The organism is Ruegeria sp. CDSC081 (assembly GCF_059610485.1).
Window position 1 is genome coordinate 25,149 of sequence record NZ_JBXWNS010000008.1, and the last position, 22,513, is coordinate 47,661.

At 59.0% G+C, this 22,513-nt stretch carries 26 protein-coding genes; 19 read left to right on the forward strand and 7 right to left on the reverse strand.

Annotation, left to right across the window (positions count from 1 at the left end):
- Window positions 1-18: 18 nt before the first annotated feature.
- Window positions 19-1,758: a heparinase II/III family protein gene (locus AC2FH9_RS15055; protein WP_496693042.1), complete on the reverse strand. Its 1,740-nt coding sequence runs from the start codon at window positions 1,756-1,758 to the stop codon at window positions 19-21.
- 90 nt (window positions 1,759-1,848) lie between these two features.
- On the reverse strand, window positions 1,849-3,105 hold the full coding sequence (locus AC2FH9_RS15060) for an RsmB/NOP family class I SAM-dependent RNA methyltransferase (protein WP_496872069.1): 1,257 nt from the start codon (window positions 3,103-3,105) through the stop codon (window positions 1,849-1,851).
- 89 nt (window positions 3,106-3,194) lie between these two features.
- Here AC2FH9_RS15060 and AC2FH9_RS15065 point away from each other — a divergent pair, with 89 nt between their 5' ends.
- The gene (locus tag AC2FH9_RS15065; RefSeq protein ID WP_271952127.1) at window positions 3,195-3,377 is read left to right on the forward strand and encodes a DUF1674 domain-containing protein; all 183 of its coding nucleotides are present in this window, start codon (window positions 3,195-3,197) and stop codon (window positions 3,375-3,377) included.
- Here the strand turns inward: AC2FH9_RS15065 and AC2FH9_RS15070 are convergent, their stop codons facing one another.
- Window positions 3,378-4,235: a LysR family transcriptional regulator gene (locus AC2FH9_RS15070; protein ID WP_496872071.1), complete on the reverse strand. Its 858-nt coding sequence runs from the start codon at window positions 4,233-4,235 to the stop codon at window positions 3,378-3,380.
- A gap of 98 nt (window positions 4,236-4,333) precedes the next feature.
- On the opposite strand from AC2FH9_RS15070, the gene tmpA reads away from it, so the two are divergent.
- Genes tmpA through AC2FH9_RS15085 form a run of 3 tightly spaced genes read left to right on the forward strand, consistent with a single transcriptional unit; the run spans window position 4,334 to window position 6,722 of the window.
- On the forward strand, window positions 4,334-5,470 hold the full coding sequence (gene tmpA / locus AC2FH9_RS15075; RefSeq protein WP_282022384.1) for a 2-trimethylaminoethylphosphonate dioxygenase: 1,137 nt from the start codon (window positions 4,334-4,336) through the stop codon (window positions 5,468-5,470).
- Window positions 5,467-6,057: a (R)-1-hydroxy-2-trimethylaminoethylphosphonate oxygenase gene (gene tmpB / locus AC2FH9_RS15080; protein WP_496709473.1), complete on the forward strand. Its 591-nt coding sequence runs from the start codon at window positions 5,467-5,469 to the stop codon at window positions 6,055-6,057. The genes tmpA and tmpB overlap by 4 nt, the downstream gene beginning before the upstream one ends.
- The gene (locus AC2FH9_RS15085; protein ID WP_496872073.1) at window positions 6,054-6,722 is read left to right on the forward strand and encodes an ureidoglycolate lyase; all 669 of its coding nucleotides are present in this window, start codon (window positions 6,054-6,056) and stop codon (window positions 6,720-6,722) included. The genes tmpB and AC2FH9_RS15085 overlap by 4 nt, the downstream gene beginning before the upstream one ends.
- Before the next feature lie 25 nt (window positions 6,723-6,747).
- Here the strand turns inward: AC2FH9_RS15085 and dapB are convergent, their stop codons facing one another.
- On the reverse strand, window positions 6,748-7,557 hold the full coding sequence (gene dapB / locus AC2FH9_RS15090) for a 4-hydroxy-tetrahydrodipicolinate reductase (protein ID WP_142640026.1): 810 nt from the start codon (window positions 7,555-7,557) through the stop codon (window positions 6,748-6,750).
- Window positions 7,558-7,648: 91 nt separating this feature from the next.
- On the opposite strand from dapB, the gene rbfA reads away from it, so the two are divergent.
- From rbfA to AC2FH9_RS15160, 14 genes are all read left to right on the forward strand, one after another.
- A complete protein-coding gene (gene rbfA / locus AC2FH9_RS15095) occupies window positions 7,649-8,044 on the forward strand; it encodes a 30S ribosome-binding factor RbfA (protein ID WP_142640024.1) in 396 nt (131 codons plus the stop codon).
- The gene (locus AC2FH9_RS15100) at window positions 8,041-8,778 is read left to right on the forward strand and encodes a phosphodiester glycosidase family protein (protein ID WP_496703547.1); all 738 of its coding nucleotides are present in this window, start codon (window positions 8,041-8,043) and stop codon (window positions 8,776-8,778) included. The genes rbfA and AC2FH9_RS15100 overlap by 4 nt, the downstream gene beginning before the upstream one ends.
- Window positions 8,779-8,838: 60 nt before the next feature.
- Window positions 8,839-9,744 (forward strand): tRNA pseudouridine(55) synthase TruB, encoded by a 906-nt coding sequence (gene truB / locus AC2FH9_RS15105; RefSeq protein ID WP_496707056.1) that lies wholly within the window; start codon window positions 8,839-8,841, stop codon window positions 9,742-9,744.
- Between the two features lie 21 nt (window positions 9,745-9,765).
- Entirely contained in the window at window positions 9,766-10,269 is a 504-nt protein-coding gene (locus AC2FH9_RS15110; RefSeq protein WP_271952111.1) for a DUF1643 domain-containing protein, read from the forward strand.
- Between the two features lie 94 nt (window positions 10,270-10,363).
- Complete coding sequence (locus AC2FH9_RS15115) at window positions 10,364-11,377, forward strand: calcium-binding protein (protein WP_496872076.1); 1,014 nt, start codon at window positions 10,364-10,366, stop codon at window positions 11,375-11,377.
- A gap of 145 nt (window positions 11,378-11,522) precedes the next feature.
- Complete coding sequence (gene rpsO, locus AC2FH9_RS15120; RefSeq protein ID WP_142640015.1) at window positions 11,523-11,792, forward strand: 30S ribosomal protein S15; 270 nt, start codon at window positions 11,523-11,525, stop codon at window positions 11,790-11,792.
- 689 nt (window positions 11,793-12,481) lie between these two features.
- Window positions 12,482-12,691 carry a hypothetical protein gene (locus AC2FH9_RS15125; protein ID WP_142640013.1) on the forward strand — a complete coding sequence of 70 codons (210 nt, stop codon included), beginning with the start codon at window positions 12,482-12,484 and terminating at the stop codon, window positions 12,689-12,691.
- Between the two features lie 315 nt (window positions 12,692-13,006).
- On the forward strand, window positions 13,007-13,360 hold the full coding sequence (locus AC2FH9_RS15130; protein WP_142640011.1) for an ArsR/SmtB family transcription factor: 354 nt from the start codon (window positions 13,007-13,009) through the stop codon (window positions 13,358-13,360).
- On the forward strand, window positions 13,341-13,763 hold the full coding sequence (locus tag AC2FH9_RS15135) for an SRPBCC family protein (RefSeq protein ID WP_496786989.1): 423 nt from the start codon (window positions 13,341-13,343) through the stop codon (window positions 13,761-13,763). Before AC2FH9_RS15130 ends, AC2FH9_RS15135 begins: the two co-directional genes overlap by 20 nt.
- Window positions 13,760-14,128, forward strand: coding sequence for a DUF1761 family protein (locus tag AC2FH9_RS15140; protein ID WP_496872078.1), 369 nt, complete (start codon window positions 13,760-13,762; stop codon window positions 14,126-14,128). The genes AC2FH9_RS15135 and AC2FH9_RS15140 overlap by 4 nt, the downstream gene beginning before the upstream one ends.
- A 236-nt stretch (window positions 14,129-14,364) precedes the next feature.
- Entirely contained in the window at window positions 14,365-16,515 is a 2,151-nt protein-coding gene (pnp, locus tag AC2FH9_RS15145; protein WP_281973783.1) for a polyribonucleotide nucleotidyltransferase, read from the forward strand.
- Between the two features lie 174 nt (window positions 16,516-16,689).
- Entirely contained in the window at window positions 16,690-16,962 is a 273-nt protein-coding gene (locus AC2FH9_RS15150; RefSeq protein WP_496872080.1) for a PepSY domain-containing protein, read from the forward strand.
- Window positions 16,963-16,985: 23 nt separating this feature from the next.
- The gene (locus AC2FH9_RS15155) at window positions 16,986-17,516 is read left to right on the forward strand and encodes a helix-turn-helix transcriptional regulator (RefSeq protein ID WP_496750608.1); all 531 of its coding nucleotides are present in this window, start codon (window positions 16,986-16,988) and stop codon (window positions 17,514-17,516) included.
- Between the two features lie 48 nt (window positions 17,517-17,564).
- Entirely contained in the window at window positions 17,565-18,296 is a 732-nt protein-coding gene (locus AC2FH9_RS15160; protein WP_496872083.1) for a glycosyltransferase family 25 protein, read from the forward strand.
- Window positions 18,297-18,367: 71 nt separating this feature from the next.
- Here AC2FH9_RS15160 and AC2FH9_RS15165 read toward each other — a convergent pair whose 3' ends face one another.
- Entirely contained in the window at window positions 18,368-19,018 is a 651-nt protein-coding gene (locus tag AC2FH9_RS15165) for a peroxiredoxin (protein ID WP_142639998.1), read from the reverse strand.
- Between the two features lie 207 nt (window positions 19,019-19,225).
- On the opposite strand from AC2FH9_RS15165, the gene AC2FH9_RS15170 reads away from it, so the two are divergent.
- Window positions 19,226-20,665, forward strand: coding sequence for an aldehyde dehydrogenase family protein (locus AC2FH9_RS15170; RefSeq protein WP_496872084.1), 1,440 nt, complete (start codon window positions 19,226-19,228; stop codon window positions 20,663-20,665).
- A 12-nt stretch (window positions 20,666-20,677) separates the two neighbouring features.
- On the opposite strand, the gene AC2FH9_RS15175 is transcribed toward AC2FH9_RS15170, so the two are convergent.
- Together AC2FH9_RS15175 and AC2FH9_RS15180 are read right to left on the reverse strand one after the other, a co-directional pair.
- The gene (locus tag AC2FH9_RS15175) at window positions 20,678-21,577 is read right to left on the reverse strand and encodes a cation diffusion facilitator family transporter (protein WP_142639994.1); all 900 of its coding nucleotides are present in this window, start codon (window positions 21,575-21,577) and stop codon (window positions 20,678-20,680) included.
- Window positions 21,578-21,653: 76 nt separating this feature from the next.
- Complete coding sequence (locus tag AC2FH9_RS15180) at window positions 21,654-22,505, reverse strand: bifunctional helix-turn-helix domain-containing protein/methylated-DNA--[protein]-cysteine S-methyltransferase (protein WP_496697774.1); 852 nt, start codon at window positions 22,503-22,505, stop codon at window positions 21,654-21,656.
- Window positions 22,506-22,513 lie beyond the last annotated feature (8 nt).

Below are 22,513 nucleotides of genomic sequence, written 5' to 3' on the forward strand. Positions count from 1 at the left end.
CCAAAGGTCCTTTTGGCGTCAGTCAAACTCGGGCTCGTCCCGGTGCAGGTCGCGCACGGCAAAGGCTGTATCCTGCGCCTTGCTCAACGTCCACCGGATGCGCGTCGCATACTCCATTGCGCGGCCAGATAGAACGATCTGTTTTGTCGCGCGTGGCTTCAAACGGCCCTTTTCAAGGTAAACACTTGGCTCGATTGACAATTTCCCCACACCATCATGGCGGAACACCCAAATCTCACCGCTTTTGAGCGCCATGGACACCGCCGCACCGCCCAAATCTATCGCCGCATCCACGTCCGGATGCAGATGGAACCGTATGTCAAAGCCGATACCAGTCAGGTTCGACGCATCCAGCGCCTTGTCAAATTGCCGCTTGGCCCTGTCACTTGTGGTAAGCAGAATATCTTCGCCGGTCAGCTCCCGCCCGTCAAAGCGCAGCTCGAACGTTCGGGCGTGGGTCAGGCCGAACACTTTGGTATAGCCATCGTGCCCGGCCATGAACCGGGTTCCCTCGAACGCGTCTTCGAACTCGACCGGAACATCCTTTGGCGCGTCGACCAGCCCTTCACGTTCCGTACCAGGAACAGCTGAGGTCAGACGCGCACTTGAAAAGCCGTCAAGACAAAGTGTCGAATGCGACGGCGTGGCGCGCCCGGCCCGACGCCATTCCAGCCCAAAGGTTTCCCCAGACCCACAATTCACAATCAGAGGTCGGCGGCCCGAGGTCAGCTCGAACGCCAAGGTCGACGCATGTGCGTTATATGACGCATCCCCTTTGGGCGGCGAACTGGCGTCAATTATCACACTGGTCCGTGCCGCATAGAGACGGGCAAATCCCATGGACAGGCCGTTCTCGCTCTGCGGTCTGACGCCGCTTTGCGCCAGAGCCTGATCCAGACGACCCTCGACCCCGCGCCCGCCCCCGTGGAAACGGGCCAGTGCACCATCCGAATGACGCAGATTACGCATGGTCGGGGCCATCCGTTTAATCGCATTCGCCTGCGCCCCAGGTGTACCCCGCCCCAAATCGCTAAGTGCTGCCGATGTCCAGGCGAGCAGCGTGAAGACTTCCAGCAGCTCCTCGGGGTTGCGCGTGGAGATACCACCTTTTTGATCTATCTGACTGTCACATTCCCGCGCCAGAGCGCGCAGGGCGGGCTCTGCCATCTGCTCAAGCCCTTCCAAAGCCAAACCAGCCTGCACCAGACCGGCTAGCGCCTCGAACCGGGGCAGGCCAGGCGTCGCAGCATGCCAGCGTTTCGACAGGAACCAGGCCTGCTGAGATAGCGAACTGAAAAAGACCTTGCTTTGTTGCTCATCCACACCGCGCAGCAAAAAGATCGCGTGATTGATCCAACGCATCACTCGCCGGCCTGTCAGATCAGGTGCCCAACCGGGCCCGTGCCCGCGCCCATGTGCTTCGATCCAGCCCCAGACCCAGCGTTGCGCCTTTTCGCGCGCCCGGATGTCGCCAACAGCCGCCAGATCATCCAGCCAGGCAAAACCGTGGCGTTCATCATCGAATCCGGTGCTGGGCGCGGTGACATCCCATAAGCCTGTATCCTGCGCCTCAACCAGATAGCCCGAGAACAGCAGGTTCCCAGCCACCAACTGACGCCCGCGCGCAAATGATCCAACCGTGCGTGGTTCCGGATCGCCCACAAATCCGGTAACGGCCTTGCGCCGCTGACTGAGCCGCGCATAAAGCCGGTTCTGAAACCGCGACCATCGGTTTGCCATGGTGTCCGAATTTGACATGACGCTCGTTACTCTGCCCCTTGCGCTCTGCTGGCGCCTGAGACCCAACGATAGACCGGAGCAATCGTCAAGTCATCGAAAAGCGTGCCTTTAGGTCGATTTCGTCAGACAGGCGATATAGAACCCGTCCATGCCGCCCGTGCCCGGCCAATAGTCAGGCCGCAGACGCAAACCGCCCTCTTCCGTGATCCAGCTGGTTTCGATCCCTGCGACCTGCAAAGCGGCCCGGTCCACCTGCATGTCCGGATACATCTGCAGCGCCTCTTCGACCTGCACCTCGCCCTCATCCGGCAGCAGGGAACAGGTGCAGTATACCAGCCGCCCGCCGGGTTTCAGCAAGGTCCAGGCATGGGCAAGCATCTGCGTTTGCAGCTCGATCAGTGCGCCGAATTCCGACCCGTCCTTGGCAAAGGGCAGATCAGGATGGCGGCGGATCGTGCCGGTGGCGGAACAGGGCGCATCCAGCAGGATGGCGTCATACTGGCCCTGGTGTTCCAGCGCGTCGCCTGCGATGACTTCGCCCTTCAGCCCGGTGCGCGTCAGGTTCTCGCGCACCCGTTCCAGCCGCGATTCCGAGATATCGAGTGCGGTTACATCCGCCCCCGCAGCCGCCAGCTGCAGCGTCTTGCCGCCGGGCGCGGCGCATAGGTCCAGAATTTTCTCTCCGGCCTTGGGTGCCAGAACACGGGCGGGCAGCGCGGCGGCGGCATCCTGAACCCACCAATCGCCGCGATCATATCCCGGCAGGGCCGAAACCTGCCCGGCATCCTTTATCCGCATTGATCCGGTCGGCAGTTCCTCACCCGGCGCAGTTGCCCCTGGCTTGACCGAAAGATCCAGCGGCGCGCCCTCGAAATGCGCCAGCTCCATGCCGGTCACGGCCTCGGCACCCCAGGCCATGATCAACGGATCGCGCAGCCACTCGGGTAGGCGAGGCACGCGCATTTTCGGCCAAGCCTCTGGCCCTTCCGCCGCGACCTTGCGCAGAACCGCGTTCACCAACCCCTTGAGCCGCCCATGCTTGCGCGAGCGACCGACAATCTCAACCATGGAATTTACGACGCCATGCGCTGCCTCGCCATGGCACAGCTCAACCGCTCCCAGACGCAGGGCATTATGCACGGTCAGGGCGGGGGTGCGGTTCAGGTGATTGTCCAACAGACGGTCGGCGCGTTCGAGCCCACGCAGCGTTTGCAACGCCAGCCGCTGTGCCCGCGCCCGGTCTTCTGGTGCCAATCGCTCCAGCGCACCTGCAGCCAGACATTCTGACATCAGCCGCCCCTCACCCAAGATCTGATCCAGAAGGTAGATTGCGCTGCGTCGCGCGGCCGTTGCGTTATCGGACATTGAATCGCCTTTGATGTGACCCTCGTCCGCATTGCCAAGGGCGGACGGGGGCGTATATCAAGCCAATGCACTGAAAGGAACCCGATGTCATGAATGACGAGCCCAAAGACCTGCCGCCTGCCGCCCAACGCGCGCTGGCCGAGGCGGAGGACCGCCGCCGCAAGGCCGAAGCCGACGCAAAAGCGCAACCCAAAGAGCTGGGCGGACGCGACGGCCCCGATCCTGCACGTTATGGCGATTGGGAAAAGAAAGGCATCGCGATAGATTTCTGATCAATCCCCGCGCAGTGCCTGCAGAAAATCCGCGATGAGCACCCGTTGCTTATTGGATTTCGCACGCTCTTCGGGCCAGGTCAGCCAATAGCCATCTTTTGCGTTCAATTCGGGCAAATCCAGTCGACGCAACCGCCCCGCTCGCAAGTCCGATTGCGCCAAGGGCATGGATCCCAACACAACGCCCAAACCCTGCCGAGCCGCCGAAATCGCATGTTCCATCGAATCGAAGCTCATTTTCGAGGGCGGCAGGTCGGTCTGAGTGGTGTTTTTCGCCCAATCACGCCAGCCGGGCCTTTCACCGCGCAGATCAATCAAGGGCGCGGACCAATCCACACCCGGCGCTGCCATCGGCACTAGCACTTCGGCCGCAATCAGTTCGGCATCTCGCCCGGGCCACGCCCCACGCCCATAGCGGATTTGAAGCCAAGTCCTTTCTTCATCCAACGAAGACCGTCGCGCCACAGAATCTGTCAGCACCCGAACTTTGGGGCGCAGGTCGTGAAAACGTGCAAGAGCGGGTATGACGAGGGCTTTAATATGGGACGACAGGCCAGCCACCCGCAATTCGCGCGGGGATTTTCCGAAAAGGTCTTCGGTATTGCGCTCGAGCGCCTGCAAGCTGTCCTGAACCAGCGGCAGATAGCTTTCGCCCTCGACTGTCAGCGATACACCGCGCGCCTCGCGCACAAACAGCGTGCGGCCCAACCAGGCCTCAAGGTTGCCGATGCGCTGACTGACGGCAGCCTGCGTTAGACCGAACTCGCGCGCCGCTGCCGAGAATCCACCCAACCGCCCCGCCGCTTCGAATACGCGCAACCAGTCCAGAGGGGGCAAGCCGATCTTCTTTTTATCCATAAGTTTTTCCAGGCCTCAGCAGTAACAAGGATTAATTGTCGTAATGCCACAGGGGGCGTATATCCTCAAGCAAAGCCCGCGCGAACAGGAGAAACCCCATGCTGCGCTCTGCCACCCATACTCCGTCAATCGTCACCGTGGAATTCGATACAGGCCCAAGTGCCCGCTTTCACGCCATCTGGCTACGCGACAACGCGCTTGATCCTGACACACGGGCACCGGGCAACGGACAGCGCCTGATCACCATTGGCGATATCCCCGCCGATACCATGGTCAGCGCTGCCTCAGTGGCCAACGGCGACCTCACTGTCACATTTCAACCCGAAAACAAGACTGTCACTTTCCCCGCCGATTGGCTGGCTGCGCATAGCTATGACCAAGAGGACAGCCGCACCTTTGGCCGCACCGCGCCCGGGATCACCACCTGGGAGCAAGGGCTCGACGCGCCCAGCGCCGACTGGAGCGACGTCCACGCCAACCCCGCAGCCAAGCGCGGCTGGCTGGCAATGGTCGCCGAATACGGGTTTGCCAAACTGACCAGTGGCCCGACCGAACCGGAATCCCTGTTGAAGGTGGCTGATCTGTTCGGATACGTCCGTCAGACCAACTATGGCCCCTATTTCGAGGTTCGAACCGAGGTGAACCCGACCAACCTGGCCTTTACAGGGCTTGGCCTGCAGGCGCACACGGACAACCCTTATCGCGACCCGGTACCGACATTGCAGATCCTGTACTGCCTGGAGAACAGCGCCGAGGGTGGCGATTCCATTGTTGTGGACGGGTTCCGGGCGGCGGAAAAACTGCGCGATCAGAACCCCGATGGATTTGCGCTGTTGGCAGGTTTCCCGGCGCGGTTCGAATACAAGGGCTCGGACGGGGTCTGCCTGCGGTCGCGCCGCCCAATGATTGAGCTATCGCCCGATGGCGAGTTGATCGGTATCCGCTTTAACAACCGCTCGTCGGCTCCGTTTGTGGACATCCCTTTCGATCTGATGGAGGCCTATTACGCCGCCTATCGCCAGTTGGGTGAGATAATCGACGATCCGGCCATGGGCGTGTCGTTCAAGCTGGAGCCGGGTGAAAGCTTCATCGTTGACAACACCCGCGTCCTGCACGCGCGTCTGGGCTATTCCGGCGCCGGATCGCGGTGGTTGCAAGGCTGCTACGCCGACAAGGACGGCTTACTGTCAACCCTGGCGGCGATGGAACTGGCGACACTGGAGGCGGCGGAATGAAACCTGATTTCTCGACCCTGACCCCCGACAATATCGTGGCCTTCATCGGGGATATCTTTGACCGCCGCGGCGGCGAGGAATATCTGGGCGAACCCGTCACCATGGCAGAACACATGCTGCAGGGCGCGACCATTGCCGAACAGAACGGCATGCCCGAAGAGATCATCGTAGGGGCATTGCTGCATGATATCGGTCATTTCACATCCGAATTCGGCACGTACCACCCCGACGACACCGAAGACCGCCATCACGAAGATGCAGGCGCCGAGGTGCTGGAACAGTTCTTTCCGTCAGTTATCACCGATTGCTGCCGCTATCACGTGGCGGCCAAACGGTATCTTTGCGCTACCAAGCCCGAATATTTCAACCGCCTGTCCACGGCTTCGGTTCATACACTGGAACTGCAAGGCGGGCCGATGAGTGCCAGAGAAGTTGCCGAATTCGAGCAGAACCCGAACCTGAAAGAGATCATTCAGGTGCGTTATCTGGACGAAGCAGGTAAACGTGCAGACATGGAAACCCCCGATTTCAACCATTTTGCGCCGATGGTGCAGCGAATGGTCGAAAAATATCAGGAGTTCACATGAACGCCCCAGAATACATTTTTGAGGCCAACACCAAACCCTCCCTGCCTTGGCACGAGGTCCCCTTGATCCGTGCTACAGACCAGTCGGTCAAGGACTATGGCTGTCTGGTCGACGACCCCGAAGAATTCGAAATTGAAATCGTCCGTTGGCCGCAACAGGGTTGGCGGTCCATCGACGAAGGTACCGGCGATGAGGCCGGTTGGGTCGAAGGCACATTTCATGGTGAGTGGAAAGGGGACGTCCTTTACGGCGAGAACGAAGCGGTCAACGGCCACAATGTCCTCGGCTGGTCCACTGATCCGCAACAGGCCAACGCCAACCGGCAAACTGCTCCGCGCGATCAGGTTCTGCTTTGGCACATGAACTATCACCCCGATGGCGGACAGATGTTCTGGCCGATCGACAACAAGCCTTTCATCATCCCTGCCGCATTGCCGGGCGACAATCTGACACCGGAAAAGGTGGTGGCCTTTTGGTGTGATGGGTCACGCGGGCTGTATATCCATCCTGGCATCTGGCACGAGGGGATATTCCCGGTTGAGGACAATCAGCGTTTTCTGGATCGGCAGGGCAAGGTTCACGCGCGGGTCAGTGCGGATATCGGCAAAGAATTCGGCGTCTATCTCGCCTGCCCTTTGCGCGCAGATAAGATCCGAGAGTTGTAGTCGGTCTGTCGGCTCCCGGGCGGTGTCAAAGCCCCAGAACGTCCACCATGTCATATTGGCCAGGCGCTTTACCCTGCCCCCAAAGTGCGGCTTTCAGGGCGCCGCGCGCGAAAATGGCGCGGTCAGTGGCCAGGTGGCGCAGCACGATGCGTTCGCCCGGTGCTGCGAATAGCACGTCATGCTCACCCACGATGTCGCCGCCGCGAATGGCATGGAACCCGATATCGCCCCGTTTGCGCGCGCCGGTCATACCATCGCGGCCCCGATCGGACACCTCAGCCAGATCTACACCACGCCCTTCGGCAGCGGCCTCGCCCAGCATCAGCGCGGTGCCCGAGGGCGCATCGACCTTGTGGTGGTGATGCCCTTCGATCACCTCGATATCGAAATCTTCATCCAACGCGGCAGCGACCTTTTTGGTCAGCTGTACCAGCAGGTTCACACCCAGGCTCATATTTCCCGCCCGCACGATCACCGCATGACGTGAGGCCGGCTCCAAAGCGGCAATCTGCTCGTCACTCATCCCGGTAGTGCCGATCACATGCACACAGCGCGCCTGCGCCGCCAACGCGGCGAATTCCAGCGTCGCCTCGGGTGCGGTGAAATCAATCACGGCCTGCGCCTGGGCAAAGGCCTCCAGCGGATCGTCGGTCACCGTAACGCCCAGCGCTGCACCGCCCATGGCCACGCCCACATCCTGCCCAACCCAATCATGACCCGTGCGCTCGACCACGCCGACCAGGCGGGCCTGATCACTGTCGGTCACGGTCCTGATCAACATCTGACCCATACGGCCCGAAGCCCCTGTGATGACGATCCCCGGAATATGGGTCATTGCGCTGGTCCTTTCGCATTGATTGGCTCAAAGCCTCCTACCCGGTTCGCACCCGCTTGGCAAAGCCCCGCTTTGCGCTTAGATCGGGGATATGGCTAAGAACAAATTCCACGATGGCCCCGGCCCGTCCCAACGACAGCTGCGTGTCGGCGAACTGATCCGCCGCACCCTGTCCGAGGTTCTGGCGCGCGGAGATGTCCACGATCCCGACCTGAATCGCATGTCAATCACCGTGGGTGAGGTGCGCACCTCACCCGATCTGAAGATCGCCACCGCCTTTGTGCTGCCCCTGGGCGGCAAAGGGCAGGAGGATGTAATCGAACTGCTGGCCCGCAACAAACACGAGCTGCGGCGCATGGTTGGTAAAAAGGTCGGGCTAAAATTCTCCCCCGATCTGCGATTCCGGCTGGATGACACATTCGACCGTTTGGATGACACCCGCCGCATGTTCGATCAGGACGCGGTGCGCCGCGATCTCGACGAGTGATCCGGGCATTTGTCACTTTGGGCGCTTTCCTGTGGGCGGCACAAACCGGGGCAGTGACATGCGAAAAGGTCACGCATAGTAACAAACGCTACACTGTCTGCGAGGTGGATGCCGCGAATGAGGACATGCGCTTGTTCCTCAATGACGAGAATGGCGACCTGCTAGGGCATTTCTCGGCGGTGAATGAGGCGCTGGAGCCCGTTGGCAAGCGTCTGGCCTTTGCGATGAACGCAGGCATGTATCACGACGACCGCTCGCCCGTCGGCCATTATGTCGAGGACGGGCAGGAGCAGATGCGTGTGATCCCGAACCCCGGTCCCGGAAACTTCGGCCTTCTGCCCAACGGGGTGTTCTGCATCCGTGAGGGCCGCGCCGACGTGTATGAGACGCTCGAGTTTATTGATCAGGCCCTCGAATGTCGCTTTGCCAGCCAATCCGGCCCGATGCTTGTCATCGACGGAGAGCTGCACCCAAGGTTCCTGCCTGATTCGACGTCGGTTTATGTGCGCAATGGCGTGGGCACCAGCGCCGATGGCACTCGCGCGGTGTTCGCCATTTCCGAGGATTACGTCACCTTCCACCAATTCGGCAGCCTGTTCCGCGATGTGCTGGAAACGCCGAATGCGCTGTTCTTTGATGGCAATATCTCTCGCATGTATGACCGGGCGAACAGCCGATCCGATGTCGGGTTCTCGCTGGGGCCGATTGTCGGTGTGGTTGAAGACACGCCCTGAAATTGACAGGGCCAGACCGATCCGCTAACTCGCGCGCCTCGGCATAGAACAAGGTGCACAATGGGACGCAAACGCAAGGGTCGCGACATTTCCGGTTGGCTGGTGGTGGACAAGCCCGCGGGCATGACCTCGACCGCCGTGGTCAACAAGGTGCGCTGGGCAATGGACGCAAAGAAGGCGGGCCATGCGGGCACGCTGGACCCCGAGGCCACCGGCGTTCTGGCCGTGGCTTTGGGTGAGGCGACCAAAACCGTTCCCTATATCACCGACGCACTCAAGGCCTATACCTTCACCGTGCGACTGGGTCAGGCCACCAATACCGATGACGCCGAGGGCGAGGTAATCGCAAGCAGCGATGCGCGCCCTTCGGATGATGACATCAAAGAGGCCCTCGCGCCCTTTATTGGTGAAATCATGCAAGTCCCGCCGAAATTCTCGGCGGTGAAGATCGACGGGCAACGTGCCTATAAGCTGGCCCGCGATGGCGAGGATGTGGAACTCGCTGCGCGCCCTCTGTGGGTCGAGGAACTGGTTCTGGTTGATCGCCCAGATGCCGACCACGTCATGCTGGAAATGACCTGCGGCAAGGGTGGTTATGTCCGATCGATCGCGCGTGATCTGGGCGCGGCGCTGGGATGCTACGGCCATGTCCGCGAGCTGCGCCGTATCTGGTCCGGCCCGTTCGAGACCAAAGACGGACTGAGCATTGAACAGATCGACGAGATGGCCAAAACCACCGCGCTGGATGATTTCCTGCACCCGCTGGAAACTGGCCTATCGGACCTGCCCGAACTGAAATGCACCCCCGAAGGTGCGACCCGTCTGCGTAACGGCAACCCTGGTATGGTTCTGGCGTCCGATGTGGAATACGGGGATGAGGCCTGGGCCTCGCTGGATGGTCAGGCGGTGGCGGTCGGCATCTATAAATCCGGCGAATTGCATCCCAGCCGGGTGTTCGTCACGTAATCTGCGTGCTAGTCGAAACCCATGATCACGCGCACACATACCAAGGGCGACGCGCCCTCGACCGCTGTTTATTCGGATTGCGAGAGATACCGCTATAGCCTGACGCGCATCTGGGATCCGGCCGGGCGCAAGGCGCTGTTTGTGATGCTGAATCCCTCCACCGCGACCGAGGTGCAGAACGATCCCACAGTTGAACGCTGCGAACGCCGGGCGCGCGCGTTGGGGTTCGGCGCGTTTCAGGTCACCAATATCTTTGCATGGCGCGATACTGATCCACGCAAGATGCGGGCCGCCGCCGATCCGGTGGGGCCTGAGAATGACATGGCCATTCTGAATGGCGTGGACTGGGCCGATCAGGTCATCGCTGCCTGGGGCACCCATGGCGCGCATTTGGATCGAGGTACCGCCGTCGAAACCCTGCTGCGCGGCACCGGTCAGCCGATGTACCACCTTGGGCTTACCAAGGACGGCCACCCCAAGCATCCGCTCTATATCGCTTACACGCAAAACCCCGAACCCTGGTGACAAAGGGTTAACCACAAGCTCAGCTAGGCTTTGACCAAAGCCCTGATTGCATGAGACATTTCACCCTCGAAGCAATGCGTTCAAGGAGGTTGTCATGTTTCTGATCGGATTGCTGAGTCTGGCGGCTGTCGGCGGGGCCGCCTATGCCATCGGCGATGTCTTTGACATAGATGAAGATCCCGGTGAGGACGATGTCGTCGACGACCAGCCTCCTGCGGTCGAAACAGGCGAATTCCTTGACGTCGGTGAGAATGTCGAGGAACCCGAAGCGCCCGAGATTTCGACCGGGACCATCATATCCGAAATCGAGGGCGACATGATCATCGCAGGTACCGAGGATCTGGACATCCTGACCGGTCTGGAAGGCGACGATCAGATCAATGGATATGCGGGCGATGACACGATTTATGGTGGCGAAGGCGATGACACCCTGCATGGGGGAGAAGGCGCTGATACGATCTTTGGCGGCACTGGCCAGGATGTCCTTCACGGAGGGGCGGGCGACGATCAAATCTCGGGCGATGAGGGGGATGATGCACTTTACGGGCATTTCGGCGCAGATCACCTGGACGGCGGGATGGGCGAGGATGAGCTGTATGGCGGGCAGGATGACGACATTCTGATCGGCGGTGAGGGCGATGACGCACTGCATGGCGGGTTTGGTGATGACCGGTTGTGCGGTGGCGAAGGCGAGGACGTGCTGTTCGGCGGTGATGGCGACGATATTCTGGACGGTCAGGATGGAGAGCACCCCGACGCGGTGGATTTCCTGAACGGTGGCGCCGGGGATGATACGATCATTGCTGAAAGCGGGGATATCGTAACCGGAGGCGAAGGCGATGATGACATCGCTGTTTCGCCCGAACCGGATGACGACGCCGTAACCGTCATGGATTTTCAGCCCGGTCAAGACAAGCTGCTGATCTCATGGGAAGGTCAGGAAAACCCCGACATTCAGATCAAGACAGACACCGAAGACGAGAACCTGACCCAAGTAATTGTCGACGGGCAGAACGTGGTGCAGCTGATCGGGGCAGACGGAGTCAGCGCCGATGACATTCAACTGATATCCTCAGGCGACCTGGCGCAGCTCAGCGCGCTGGGCTGAATTTCCAGAATCCCTTTGCCATTGACCGCAAATGCGCCTATACGCGCGCATCCGTGTCGGAATCGATGCGGTTTTCTCCATGGGCCTGCGCTGGACGACATCCCGGCCTGTGCCATCAACCCTAACCTTTTCAAAGGAGACCCCGATGTCGATTACTGCCGCTGAAAAAGATCGCGTCATGAAAGAATTCGCAACCAAGGACGGCGACACCGGTTCGCCAGAAGTCCAGGTTGCCATCCTGACCTCGCGCATCACCACCCTGACCGAGCACTTCAAGACCCACAAGAAAGACAACCACGGTCGCCGTGGTCTTCTGAAGATGGTTGCCCAGCGCCGTAAGCTGCTGGACTATCTGAAAGGCAAAGAAGAAGCACGGTACCAGGACCTGATCAAAAAGCTGGGCATCCGCCGCTAAGCGCGCGCTGCTGTTTTTGATACAGAGGCTGAAAAGCCTATAGATCATGATACGCTCGCCATTCGGCGGGCGTATTTGGTTTTGGGGTTCTCTCCGACCTTGAAGCAAAGCCTTTCGCTGCCTTCTCGATGACCGATCACGACAACATCTCGGACGATGGAAACTTTTTTCGCGCCGTGTGATCCACTTCACCGACAAGCTGCTCAAATCGCTGCAGTCTAGGAACTGTAGTGAGTAGGCGCTTATTTTTTTTCGAGCGTTAGGTTTTTCATAGTCCTCCCTTTTCAAGGCGCGCCCACAATGGGCGCGCCCGTTTTTATTGGGAGCCACGGTTCCGCCTGCTTGCACGATAGAATCGCCTCTAAAGACGGCCGCTTTTTTGCCTTCAGGACCGTTGAATTTGCCCGTGATGAACAGGTGTCAAATTGTGACGTTGCGTCGCAGAATCTCAGCGCTGGTTTAGAAAGTTGACGTAAACGTAAGCAACGTCGTGTTTTTTTATCAGAGAGTCAAAAAATGACGCGAAAGGCCAATATCTTCCCCCTTTGCACAGGATCGGTCGGTTCCTAAATGCCGCCTGTCGCTGCGGGTACACACTCACGGCAAACGGTCTTTGAGCCCTCCCACCCTCGTGGTTCGGACTGGCCCGCAGCGACAGTGTCTGACGACTATTTTACTGGAGTTAAACAATGCCTCTAAAATCAGTTTTGAACCGCGTTTTTGCAGCAAACCTTTCCCAGGCTCCTAAATCAGAAAAAAAGTCAACAATGGTCTCTGGCACAGATGGCATCGTAAAAAGAATGTCCGAGGTGGAAACTGCCGCAATCCTCCGCGGCATATTGAAAGAAGAAGAATTGGGGTCTCCCCAACCGCGTAGCAAAGAAGATTCGTTGCAATAGGCCCAGACCCGCTTTGATCCCGGATATATGAAATCCGCTTTCTGCACGATCATAATAGAATGGATCATCTTCTTTAAGCTGGAGACGCGGCCAATACGGTCCGATCTCACCTGTAGTCAGTGGCTCCACCAAAATCGTTTGCCACACATGTCCTCCCCAAATTTTACCTGACTCAGACTGTATTCGGCCACATCTGCACCGATCAGGGCCAAACCCTTATCCAAAGGGTGCATTTGGCGACTGGTCAATCAGGGTTTCAACATGTTATTCACCCAAATGGTTGACTGAAGCAGAATAAGGTTGTAATTCATCCAAATGGTTGAACGAGAGAGTCGATATGACCTCAATGCAATATTGAAGGCCGCGTCCGACCCGACCCGCCGCGCAATTCTGACGATGCTTGCGCAGCAGGGGCCATTGCGGGTGACGGACATTGCGCGGCAATTCGATATGAGCCTCAACTCGGTCTCCAAGCACATCAAGGTGCTGGAAAACGCCGAGCTGGTGCAGCGCCGGACCGAATGGCGCGAACATCTGATCGAGGTTCAGATGGCTCCTTTATCAGCCGTTGATTCTTGGTTTGCCGGGTTGCGTTCGATTTGGGCGCTTCGGCTGGACGCCTTGGAAACTGCTTTGGAGGACCCAGAAGATGACGGACCTGTCACTTGAAATAACGCGCGCCATTCCACATCCACCCGAAAAGGTGTTTGATGCCTGGCTCAACCCCGAGATGCTGGCAAAATTCATGCTGCCGGCACCGGGCATGACCGTGCCCGAAGCGCATTCCGACGCCAAGGTCGGCGGCCGGTTCAAAATCATCATGCGCGCGCCCGAGGCTGGCGATTTGCCGCATGAGGGCGAATACAAGGTCATCGACCGCCCCAACCGGCTGCAATTCACCTGGAATTCGCCCTACAGCCAAGACGATTCCACGGTCACACTGGATTTCACACCCACCGAAAAGGGTACCGAGCTGCGGCTGCACCACATCCGCTTTCCCACGCAGGAAAGCCGGGACAATCACGAGGGCGGCTGGTCCGCTATCCTTGCGGCGCTGGAGACGGCACTATGATCAACTGGCTGGCCCTCGGTGCAGGGGTGGCCGCTGCCTTTTTGTTGGGCTGGCTGGTCTACGGCCCTATGGGCTTTCAGAAACGCTGGGCCGAGGGCACCCGCATCGACCCGACGCCGCCCGAAACCCTGCCATTGGGCGCGATGGCCACACAGATCGTGTTCCTGATCCTGCTGGCTGCGGTAATCACGGTGACCGAGACCACCAATAGCCTGGGCGTCGCCCTGCTTGCGATCCTTGCGGTGGCGGCGCAGACAGCCTCGGTCGGGACATGGGCGCAAAAAAGCGGCTTCGCCATTGCGGTCGACACCGGCTATGCGCTGGGCTGTGGTATCGTCATGATCCTGGCCCACGCGATCCTGTAGGATCGCAGCGCATGCCCGACCCTCGATGGATCGGGCATGCGCCCTTTATACCCTTACTCTTCCTCGGAACTCCTGCCTTTCCAAAGCCCCCAAACTGCTGTATGGGCGGTCCATCTGAGACGTTGTGCCCTGACCCCGGCACTCGAATGGAAGATAAAGTGGGGTCGGCGGCAATGGGGCCGCCACGCAAACGGGAGACCCGCAGGGGCGGGAGTGCTCCCTTCTAGGATACGCAAATGTTTGATGTAACAAAGAAATCAATTCAGTGGGGCGAAGAGACGCTGACACTGGAAACCGGCAAGGTTGCCCGTCAGGCGGACGGCAGTGTGATTGCCACGCTGGGCGAGACCAGCGTGATGGCAAACGTGACCTTTGCGCGGAAGCAAAAACCCGGTCAGGACTTTTTCCCGCTGACCGTCCACTACCAAGAGAAATATTATGCCGCCGGTAAAGTTCCGGGTGGCTTTTTCAAGCGCGAGGCGCGCCCGACTGAAAAAGAGACGCTGACCGCGCGTCTGATCGACCGGCCGATCCGCCCGCTGTTTGTTGACGGCTTCAAAAACGAAGTTCTGGTGATGTGCACCGTGCTGAGCCACGATCTGGTCAACGACCCTGACATGGTGGCGATGATCGCAGCCTCTGCCGCGCTGACCATTTCCGGCGCACCGTTCAGAGGCCCGATTGCTGGTTGCCGCGTTGGTTTCGAGGATGGCGAATACATTCTGAACCCGACTGTGGACGACATGCAGGACCTGCGCCTGAACCCTGAACAGCGACTGGATCTGGTTGTTGCCGGCACCAAAGACGCCGTGATGATGGTTGAATCGGAGGCTTACGAACTGTCCGAAGCCGAGATGCTGGGTGCGGTCAAATTCGCACACGAGCAGATTCAGCCGGTGATCGACCTGATCATTTCACTGGCCGAAGACGCGGCAAAAGAGCCGTTTGATTTCCAGGCGCCCGATTATTCTGAGCTTTCCGCTGCCGTTAAGGCCGCAGGTGAAGAGCAGATGCGCGCAGCCTTCGCGATCACCGACAAGCAAGAGCGCACTGCCGCTGTTTCCGCTGCCCGCGACGCAATCAAGGAAGCCCTGACCGAGGAACAGCTGGAAGACGCGAACCTTGGCTCGGCGATGAAAAAGCTGGAAGCAGGCATCCTGCGCGGCGACGTCGTCAAAGGCGGCAAGCGGATCGACGGTCGTTCGACCACCGATATCCGTTCGATCGTTGCAGAAACCTCGATGCTGCCGCGGACACACGGCTCGGCCCTGTTCACCCGTGGTGAAACACAGGCGCTGGCTGTAACCACGCTGGGCACCGGTGATGATGAGCAGTTCATCGACGCCCTGCACGGCAACTTCAAATCGAACTTCCTGCTGCATTACAACTTCCCTCCTTATTCGGTTGGTGAAGCGGGTCGCGTGGGCCCTCCGGGACGTCGTGAGATTGGTCACGGCAAACTGGCATGGCGCGCGTTGCAGGCGGTTCTGCCTGCGGCAACCGACTTCCCCTACACGATCCGCATCGTGTCCGAGATCACCGAATCCAACGGATCAAGCTCGATGGCTTCTGTTTGCGGCGGTTCGCTGTCGATGATGGATGCGGGCGTTCCGCTGAAAGCACCGGTTGCCGGTGTTGCCATGGGTCTGATCCTGGAAGATGACGGCGATTACGCGATCCTGTCGGACATTCTGGGTGACGAAGACCACCTGGGCGACATGGACTTCAAGGTTGCGGGTACCGAAAACGGCATCACCTCTCTGCAGATGGACATCAAGGTTGCGGGCATCACGCCCGAGATCATGGAGAAAGCCCTGGCGCAAGCCAAGGACGGCCGGATGCACATCCTGGGCGAGATGGGCAAAGCCCTGTCCGAGACCAATGATTTCTCGGTCCATGCACCGCGCATCGAAACCATGAACATCCCGACCGACAAGATCCGTGAAGTGATCGGTTCCGGCGGCAAGGTCATCCGCGAAATCGTCGAAGTTTCGGGTGCCAAGGTCGACATCAACGACGATGGCGTGATCAAGATCGCCTCGCCCGATGGTGAATCGATCAAGAAGGCATACGAGATGATCCATTCGATCGTTGCCGAACCCGAAGAAGGCCAGATCTACACCGGTAAAGTGGTCAAGATCGTCGACTTTGGTGCTTTCGTGAACTTCTTTGGCAAGCGCGACGGTCTGGTCCATGTGTCCCAGATCGAAAACCGTCGCCTGAACCATCCGTCGGATGTTCTGAAGGAAGGCCAGGAAGTGAAGGTCAAGCTGCTGGGCTTTGACGACCGCGGCAAAGTGCGCCTGTCGATGAAAATCGTCGATCAGGAAACCGGCGAAGAGATCGCACCTGAGAAGAAAGAAAAGAAAGAGGAAGGCGCAGAATAATCTGCTCGCCCCTCTGATTTCTCGAAAGACCCCGGCTTTGTCCGGGGTCTTTTTTTTGTTCAGTCAGCATAAACCTTGGACCAATTCCGCCCAATTCAACCGAAATCCAATCGCACCACCGGCCAGGCGAACCCACGTCTCCTAAATCGACGCAACAAATCTAGGAGATGCGAAATGGAGACTTTCAAAATGCTGACTCTGGCCGGACTGATCGCGACCGCCCCGGTGCTGGCTTTTGCCAACGTGACAGTCGGGGACAAGCTGGGCACCACCGAGACCGATATCCGCACCACTCTCGAGGCGCAGGGATACCAGATCGAAGAGATCGAATTCGAAGATGGCGAGATCGAGGTTGAACTCGTCAAGGATGGCGTGGAAACTGAACTGGTCCTGAACAAGACCGATGGCGTTGTCACCGCGATCGAGCTTGAAGAGGACGACGACTGACCAGACAATCTTAAAGGAGCGCTATGAAGATTTCACAGACGTCTTTACTCTGGCTCCTTCTGGTGGTGCAGGCTGTCTGCGCCACCTTTTTCCTAACCGATGCGGCGCTAGATTGGTTTGGCGGCGAAACTGCCGGGTTTCGGCATTTGCACCAGTTCGAATTGTTCCTGTCCCTGGCTCTGATCGGTGGTTTGGTGGCGACAATCACCCTGATCCGGGCTCAGGGCTTGCGCGTGCAGGACATGCAGCGTCAACTGGGCGTGGCGCAGGGCGCCTTTTCACAGGTCATCGAAAATCAATTCACGCAGTGGCAGCTCAGCAATGCGGAACGCGATGTCGCAATATTGTCCATCAAGGGTTTGTCGATCGCAGAAATCGCCGAGCTGAGACAGACGAAAGAAGGGACTATCAAGGCACAAAGCGCTGCGATTTACCGCAAGGCGGGTGTCTCGGGACGGCTTCAACTACTCAGCTTTTTTGTCGAAGAGCTTTTGTCCGAACCTCTGGTCAACACGTCCTCGTCGTCAGAACCCGCCGACCAGGACCAGGCTTAATCCACGGTTGCTCTTTCCCCGCCTGACGCGGTGTTCTATGCACGGGGCATGCGATCCTTTGTCATCCATATGTCCTCGAGCACCGCGCGCCGTCCCAATGCTGATCAGCTCTGCGCGGCCCTGCCCAATGCTGAACTGTTTGAGGCCGTAAATGGCCGCGACCCTGACCAGATTTCCGGTGTCGAACTGCATTCCGGAAATCTGCACCGCCCGCATTACCCATTCCCCTTGCGACCCGCAGAAATCGGCGTGTTCGAAAGCCATCGACGCATCTGGCGCAAGCTGGTCGAGGACGATATCGACCTGGCCATCATCACCGAGGATGACCTGCGCATAGATCGGGCGCGAATGGAACAGGCGCTTGGGTTGCTGGCCTCAATCGCCACCCCCGATCACTATATCCGCATCCCCGTAAAACAGCGCGAAGTACCGGCAGAGGTCCTGGCAGAACAAGATGGCCTGCGGCTGATCCTACCCAAGGTGATCGGCCTGCAATGCGTATGTCAGATAGTGGGGAAAAACGCCGCCGAACGCCTTTTAGCGACCACCGACCAAATCGACCGCCCTGTCGATACCTTCTTGCAGATGCACTGGCTGACAGACCAGCCGGTTCACGCCTTGCAAGGCAGCGGAAATCAAGAAGTGGCCCAGGAAATCGGCGGCTCGACCATTCAGACAAAACCGCCCCTGTCAGACAAATTAACCCGAGAGTTCAAGCGCGCAGCCTACCGCGCCAAGCTGCACCTGCACCCGCAGCGCCCGCCTGCTTCATCTGGCTGAAAATACCTTCCGGGGGGAATCGCGCCACGAGGCGCGATGGGGGGCAGACAGCCCCCCTGACCTGGGCCGTCTTACGACGGCGCCTTGGTCTTGCGCAGATAGGGGAAGATGGTCTCGAACTCGCCAAACTTTGCTTTGGCGTCGTCGTTTGAGACAGCAGGCGGAATGATTACGTCTTCGCCAGGCACCCAGTTCGCCGGGGTAGCCACGCCTTTCGACGACATCTGCAACCCGTCCAGTGCACGCAGAATCTCGGCAAAGTTACGTCCCACAGTCATAGGATAGGTCATCGACAGCTTCAGTTGCTTATCTGGCCCGATGATAAAGACCGACCGCACGGTCGCGCTGTCGGCCGGGGTACGCCCGTCCGGCAAATAGGCCTCGGCGGGCAGCATGTCGAAGGCCTTTGAAACGGCCAGACCATCATCGGCAATGATTGGAAAACCGGGATGCGCGTTGCCATAGGCCTCGATATCCTTTTTCCACTTCTTGTGGTCTTCGACGCCGTCAACCGAAACGCCCAGGACCTTGGTGTTGCGCGCGGCCCACTCATCGCTTAGCTGCGCGACGGCCGAAAACTCGGTGGTGCAGACAGGAGTGAAATCCTTGGGGTGCGAGAACAGAATGGCCCAGCTATCCCCAATCCAGTCGTGGAACTGAATGGTGCCCTGATCCGTTTCTGCAGTGAAATTGGGGACTGTGTCGTTGATGCGCAAACCCATGAAGCATCTCCTTTGCTAATTACAAAACCGAGTCGGTTGTCCAGAACCTAATCACTTTGCGCCGATGTTAAACAGTCAGCAAGTCACTTTAGCCCTAGGCCAGACCTCAAAATTCCATTTGATCAAATCGCGCTTGCCGGTTTCCTGAAGGCCTGACACAGTGGCGCCGAACCAAGAATCCCCGTCGCATGGTCAGGAGGATGCACCATGATCGAGAAACGCAATTTTTACATCAACGGTCAGTGGGTTGCCCCATCGGTTACGCATGATTTTCAGGTCATCAACCCCTCGACCGAAGAACCATGTGCCGTGATTTCACTGGGCGATCAGGCCGATACGGACGCGGCTGTTGCAGCGGCCAAGGCGGCGTTGCCCGGCTGGATGGAAACCCCGGCGGAAACCCGCATCGCGATGGTCGAAAAGCTGATCGAGCTTTATGCCGAACGGTCCGAGGATCTGGCCCAGGCAATGTCGTTGGAGATGGGCGCCCCGATCGACATGGCGCGTAGCCAGCAAGTCGGAGCAGGAAGTTGGCACCTGGCAAATTTCATCCGCGCTGCCAAAGCGTTTCCTTTCGAGCGGCCGCTGGGCGATCACGCTCCCAACGACCAGATCATCTATGAGGCCGTCGGTGTCGCCGCCCTGATCACACCGTGGAATTGGCCAATGAACCAGGTCACGCTGAAGGTCGGTGCGGCTGCGATTGCGGGCTGCACAATGGTTCTGAAACCCTCGGAGCAAAGCCCGCTGAACGCGATGATCTTTGCCGAGCTGATGGATGAGGCCGGATTCCCACCCGGTGTCTTCAACCTTGTCAACGGTGACGGGGTTGGCGTCGGATCTCAGCTGTCCACGCACCCCGATGTGGATATGGTCAGCTTTACGGGATCCACCCGCGCGGGCACGGCTATTTCCAAAGCCGCAGCCGATACACTGAAGAAGGTGCATTTGGAACTGGGCGGCAAGGGTGCAAACGTGGTCTTTGCCGATGCGGATGAAAAGGCCGTCAAACGTGGCGTGCTGCACATGATGAACAACACCGGTCAAAGCTGTAACGCCCCTAGCCGGATGCTGGTTCAGCGTCCCATCTATGACGCGGCGGTGGAAACCGCAGCTGAGATTGCCAAAGGTGTCACCGTTGGCCCGGCGATGGAAGAAGGCCGCCATATCGGCCCGGTTGTGAACGAGCTGCAATGGGGCAAGATTCAGGACCTGATCCAAAAGGGTATCGACGAAGGCGCGCGCCTTGTCGCTGGTGGCACTGGCAGGCCCGAAGGGCTGAACAAGGGCTATTACGTGCGGCCCACGGTCTTTGCCGACGTCAACAACCAGATGACCGTCGCCCGCGAAGAGATCTTTGGACCGGTTCTGACCATGATCCCCTTCGATACCGAGGAAGACGCCATCGAAATCGCCAATGACACACCTTATGGGCTGACCAACTATGTCCAGACGCAGGATAACGTCCGTGCCAACCGCATGGCCCGCGCTCTGCGGTCGGGTATGGTCGAGATGAATGGCAAATCCCGCAGCGCGGGTTCCCCGTTCGGCGGCATGAAACAATCCGGCAACGGGCGCGAAGGCGGCGTCTGGGGGCTGGAGGATTTCCTTGAGGTCAAGGCCGTCGGCGGCTGGGCTGCCGAGTAACCCACCTGCCGTCTAACCTGTTTTCGGGGCCCGCGCGCTATCTGCGCCGGGCCCTTTAGACTCTGAATCCGGCTCGAGATGAATCACAAAAACCGATCCGGGGAACTGATCGGTCAAAGCGTCTTCGATATCGTCACAGATATCATGGGCCGTCGCCACGCTCATGCCACCGTCAACGACCAGATGGAACTCGACAAAGATCATGCTGGCGGATCGACGGCCCCGCAGGTCGTGATATTCCAGAGCCCGGCCCAGATTTGCATCGATGATGCTCCGCACCTCATCCAGTTCGGGATCAGTAAGGGACACGTCCATCAGACCGTCAATCGACTTGCGAATGACCTTCCATCCCTCCCACAGAATGTTCAGGGCGACCAGAATGGCCAGGATCGGGTCCAGGATCAGCCAGCCGGTGGCAAGGGCCAACACCAATCCGATGACAACGCCCACCGAGGTGAACACATCGGTAAAGATATGCTTTGCGCTGGCCTCAAGCGCCGGAGAGGCGTACTGCCGCCCGACCCGCAGCAACATATAGGCCCAGGCACCGTTCAGAGCGGTTGCCAGCACATTGATTGCCACCCCGGTCAGCGGGGCCTGGTCCAGATGCGACGATGACAGCGCGGCAACGGCCTCTCGCAGGATTAGAAGTGCCGCCAGCACGATCAGCACACCTTCGACAACAGCAGACAGGTATTCGGCTTTCTTGTGCCCAAAGGGGTGATTATCGTCAGGAGGTTTGCCGCCGATCGAAACCGCAAAGAACGCCAGCAAGGCCGCGACCACATTGACCACGGATTCCATCGCATCGGACAACAAGGCGACTGATCCCGTCAACCACCAGGCCAACAGTTTCAAGGCCAGAACCGCGATGGAAATCGGGATCGACCACAGGGCAAATTTCTGGATCATCGCATTGGTGTCCTGCAACCTTGGGACAGGTCTATCACTTTGTTCGATGATCCCTATGGCTTTTTCTGATCAGAAATCAAGCGTCTGCTTGTGCCGCCTCATAGGCCAGCATGGCGCGTTTCACCGGCAGGCCCCAATGATACCCACCCAGCCCCCCGGATTTTCGCAGCGCGCGGTGGCAAGGGATCAGCCAACTGACCGGGTTTCGACCCACGGCCGTCCCGACGGCGCGCACAGCTTGCGGTGATCCCACCCGTTGCGCGATCTCGGAATAGGTTGTGACCTGGCCCGAAGGGATATGCATCAGCGCTTCCCACACTTTGATCTGCAGGGGCGAGCCTATCAGATACAGAGGAGTTGGTTCCAATCGGTCGCTCATCGCGCCAAATGCACTGAGCGCCCAGGGCCGCAGGCGCATCGGGTCCTCGACGAAATTGGCATTGGGCCAACGCGACAACATATCCGCCATGGCATTTTCTTCGCCGGTTTCGGCCCCAAAGGCCATTCCGCAGATGCCCTTGTCGGTGCCCATCACCAAAGCAGGACCAAAAGGACATTCAAACCATCCCCAATAGATGGTCAAACCGGCACCCCTACGGGCATATTCGCCGGGGCTCATGGATTCCCATTTCAGGAACAGATCATGCAGGCGACCGCTGCCGGACAGGCCAACATTCAGAGCGGTTTCCAGTGTCGTGAACCGCTCGCGCAGCAACGCCTTGGCATGGCCCAGCGTCAGATATTGCTGATACCGCTTGGGCGATACCCCGGTCCAACGTGAGAACAGGCGCTGGAAATGCGCGGGGCTCATATCCATCTGCTGTGCCAGTTCCTCAAGACTCAGGGCCTCTCCGCCCTGATCAATCAGGTCAATCGCCCGGCGCATGACATTATAATGATAGCCGCTTTCTGGGGTCTGGACATTCATGGTCGCAC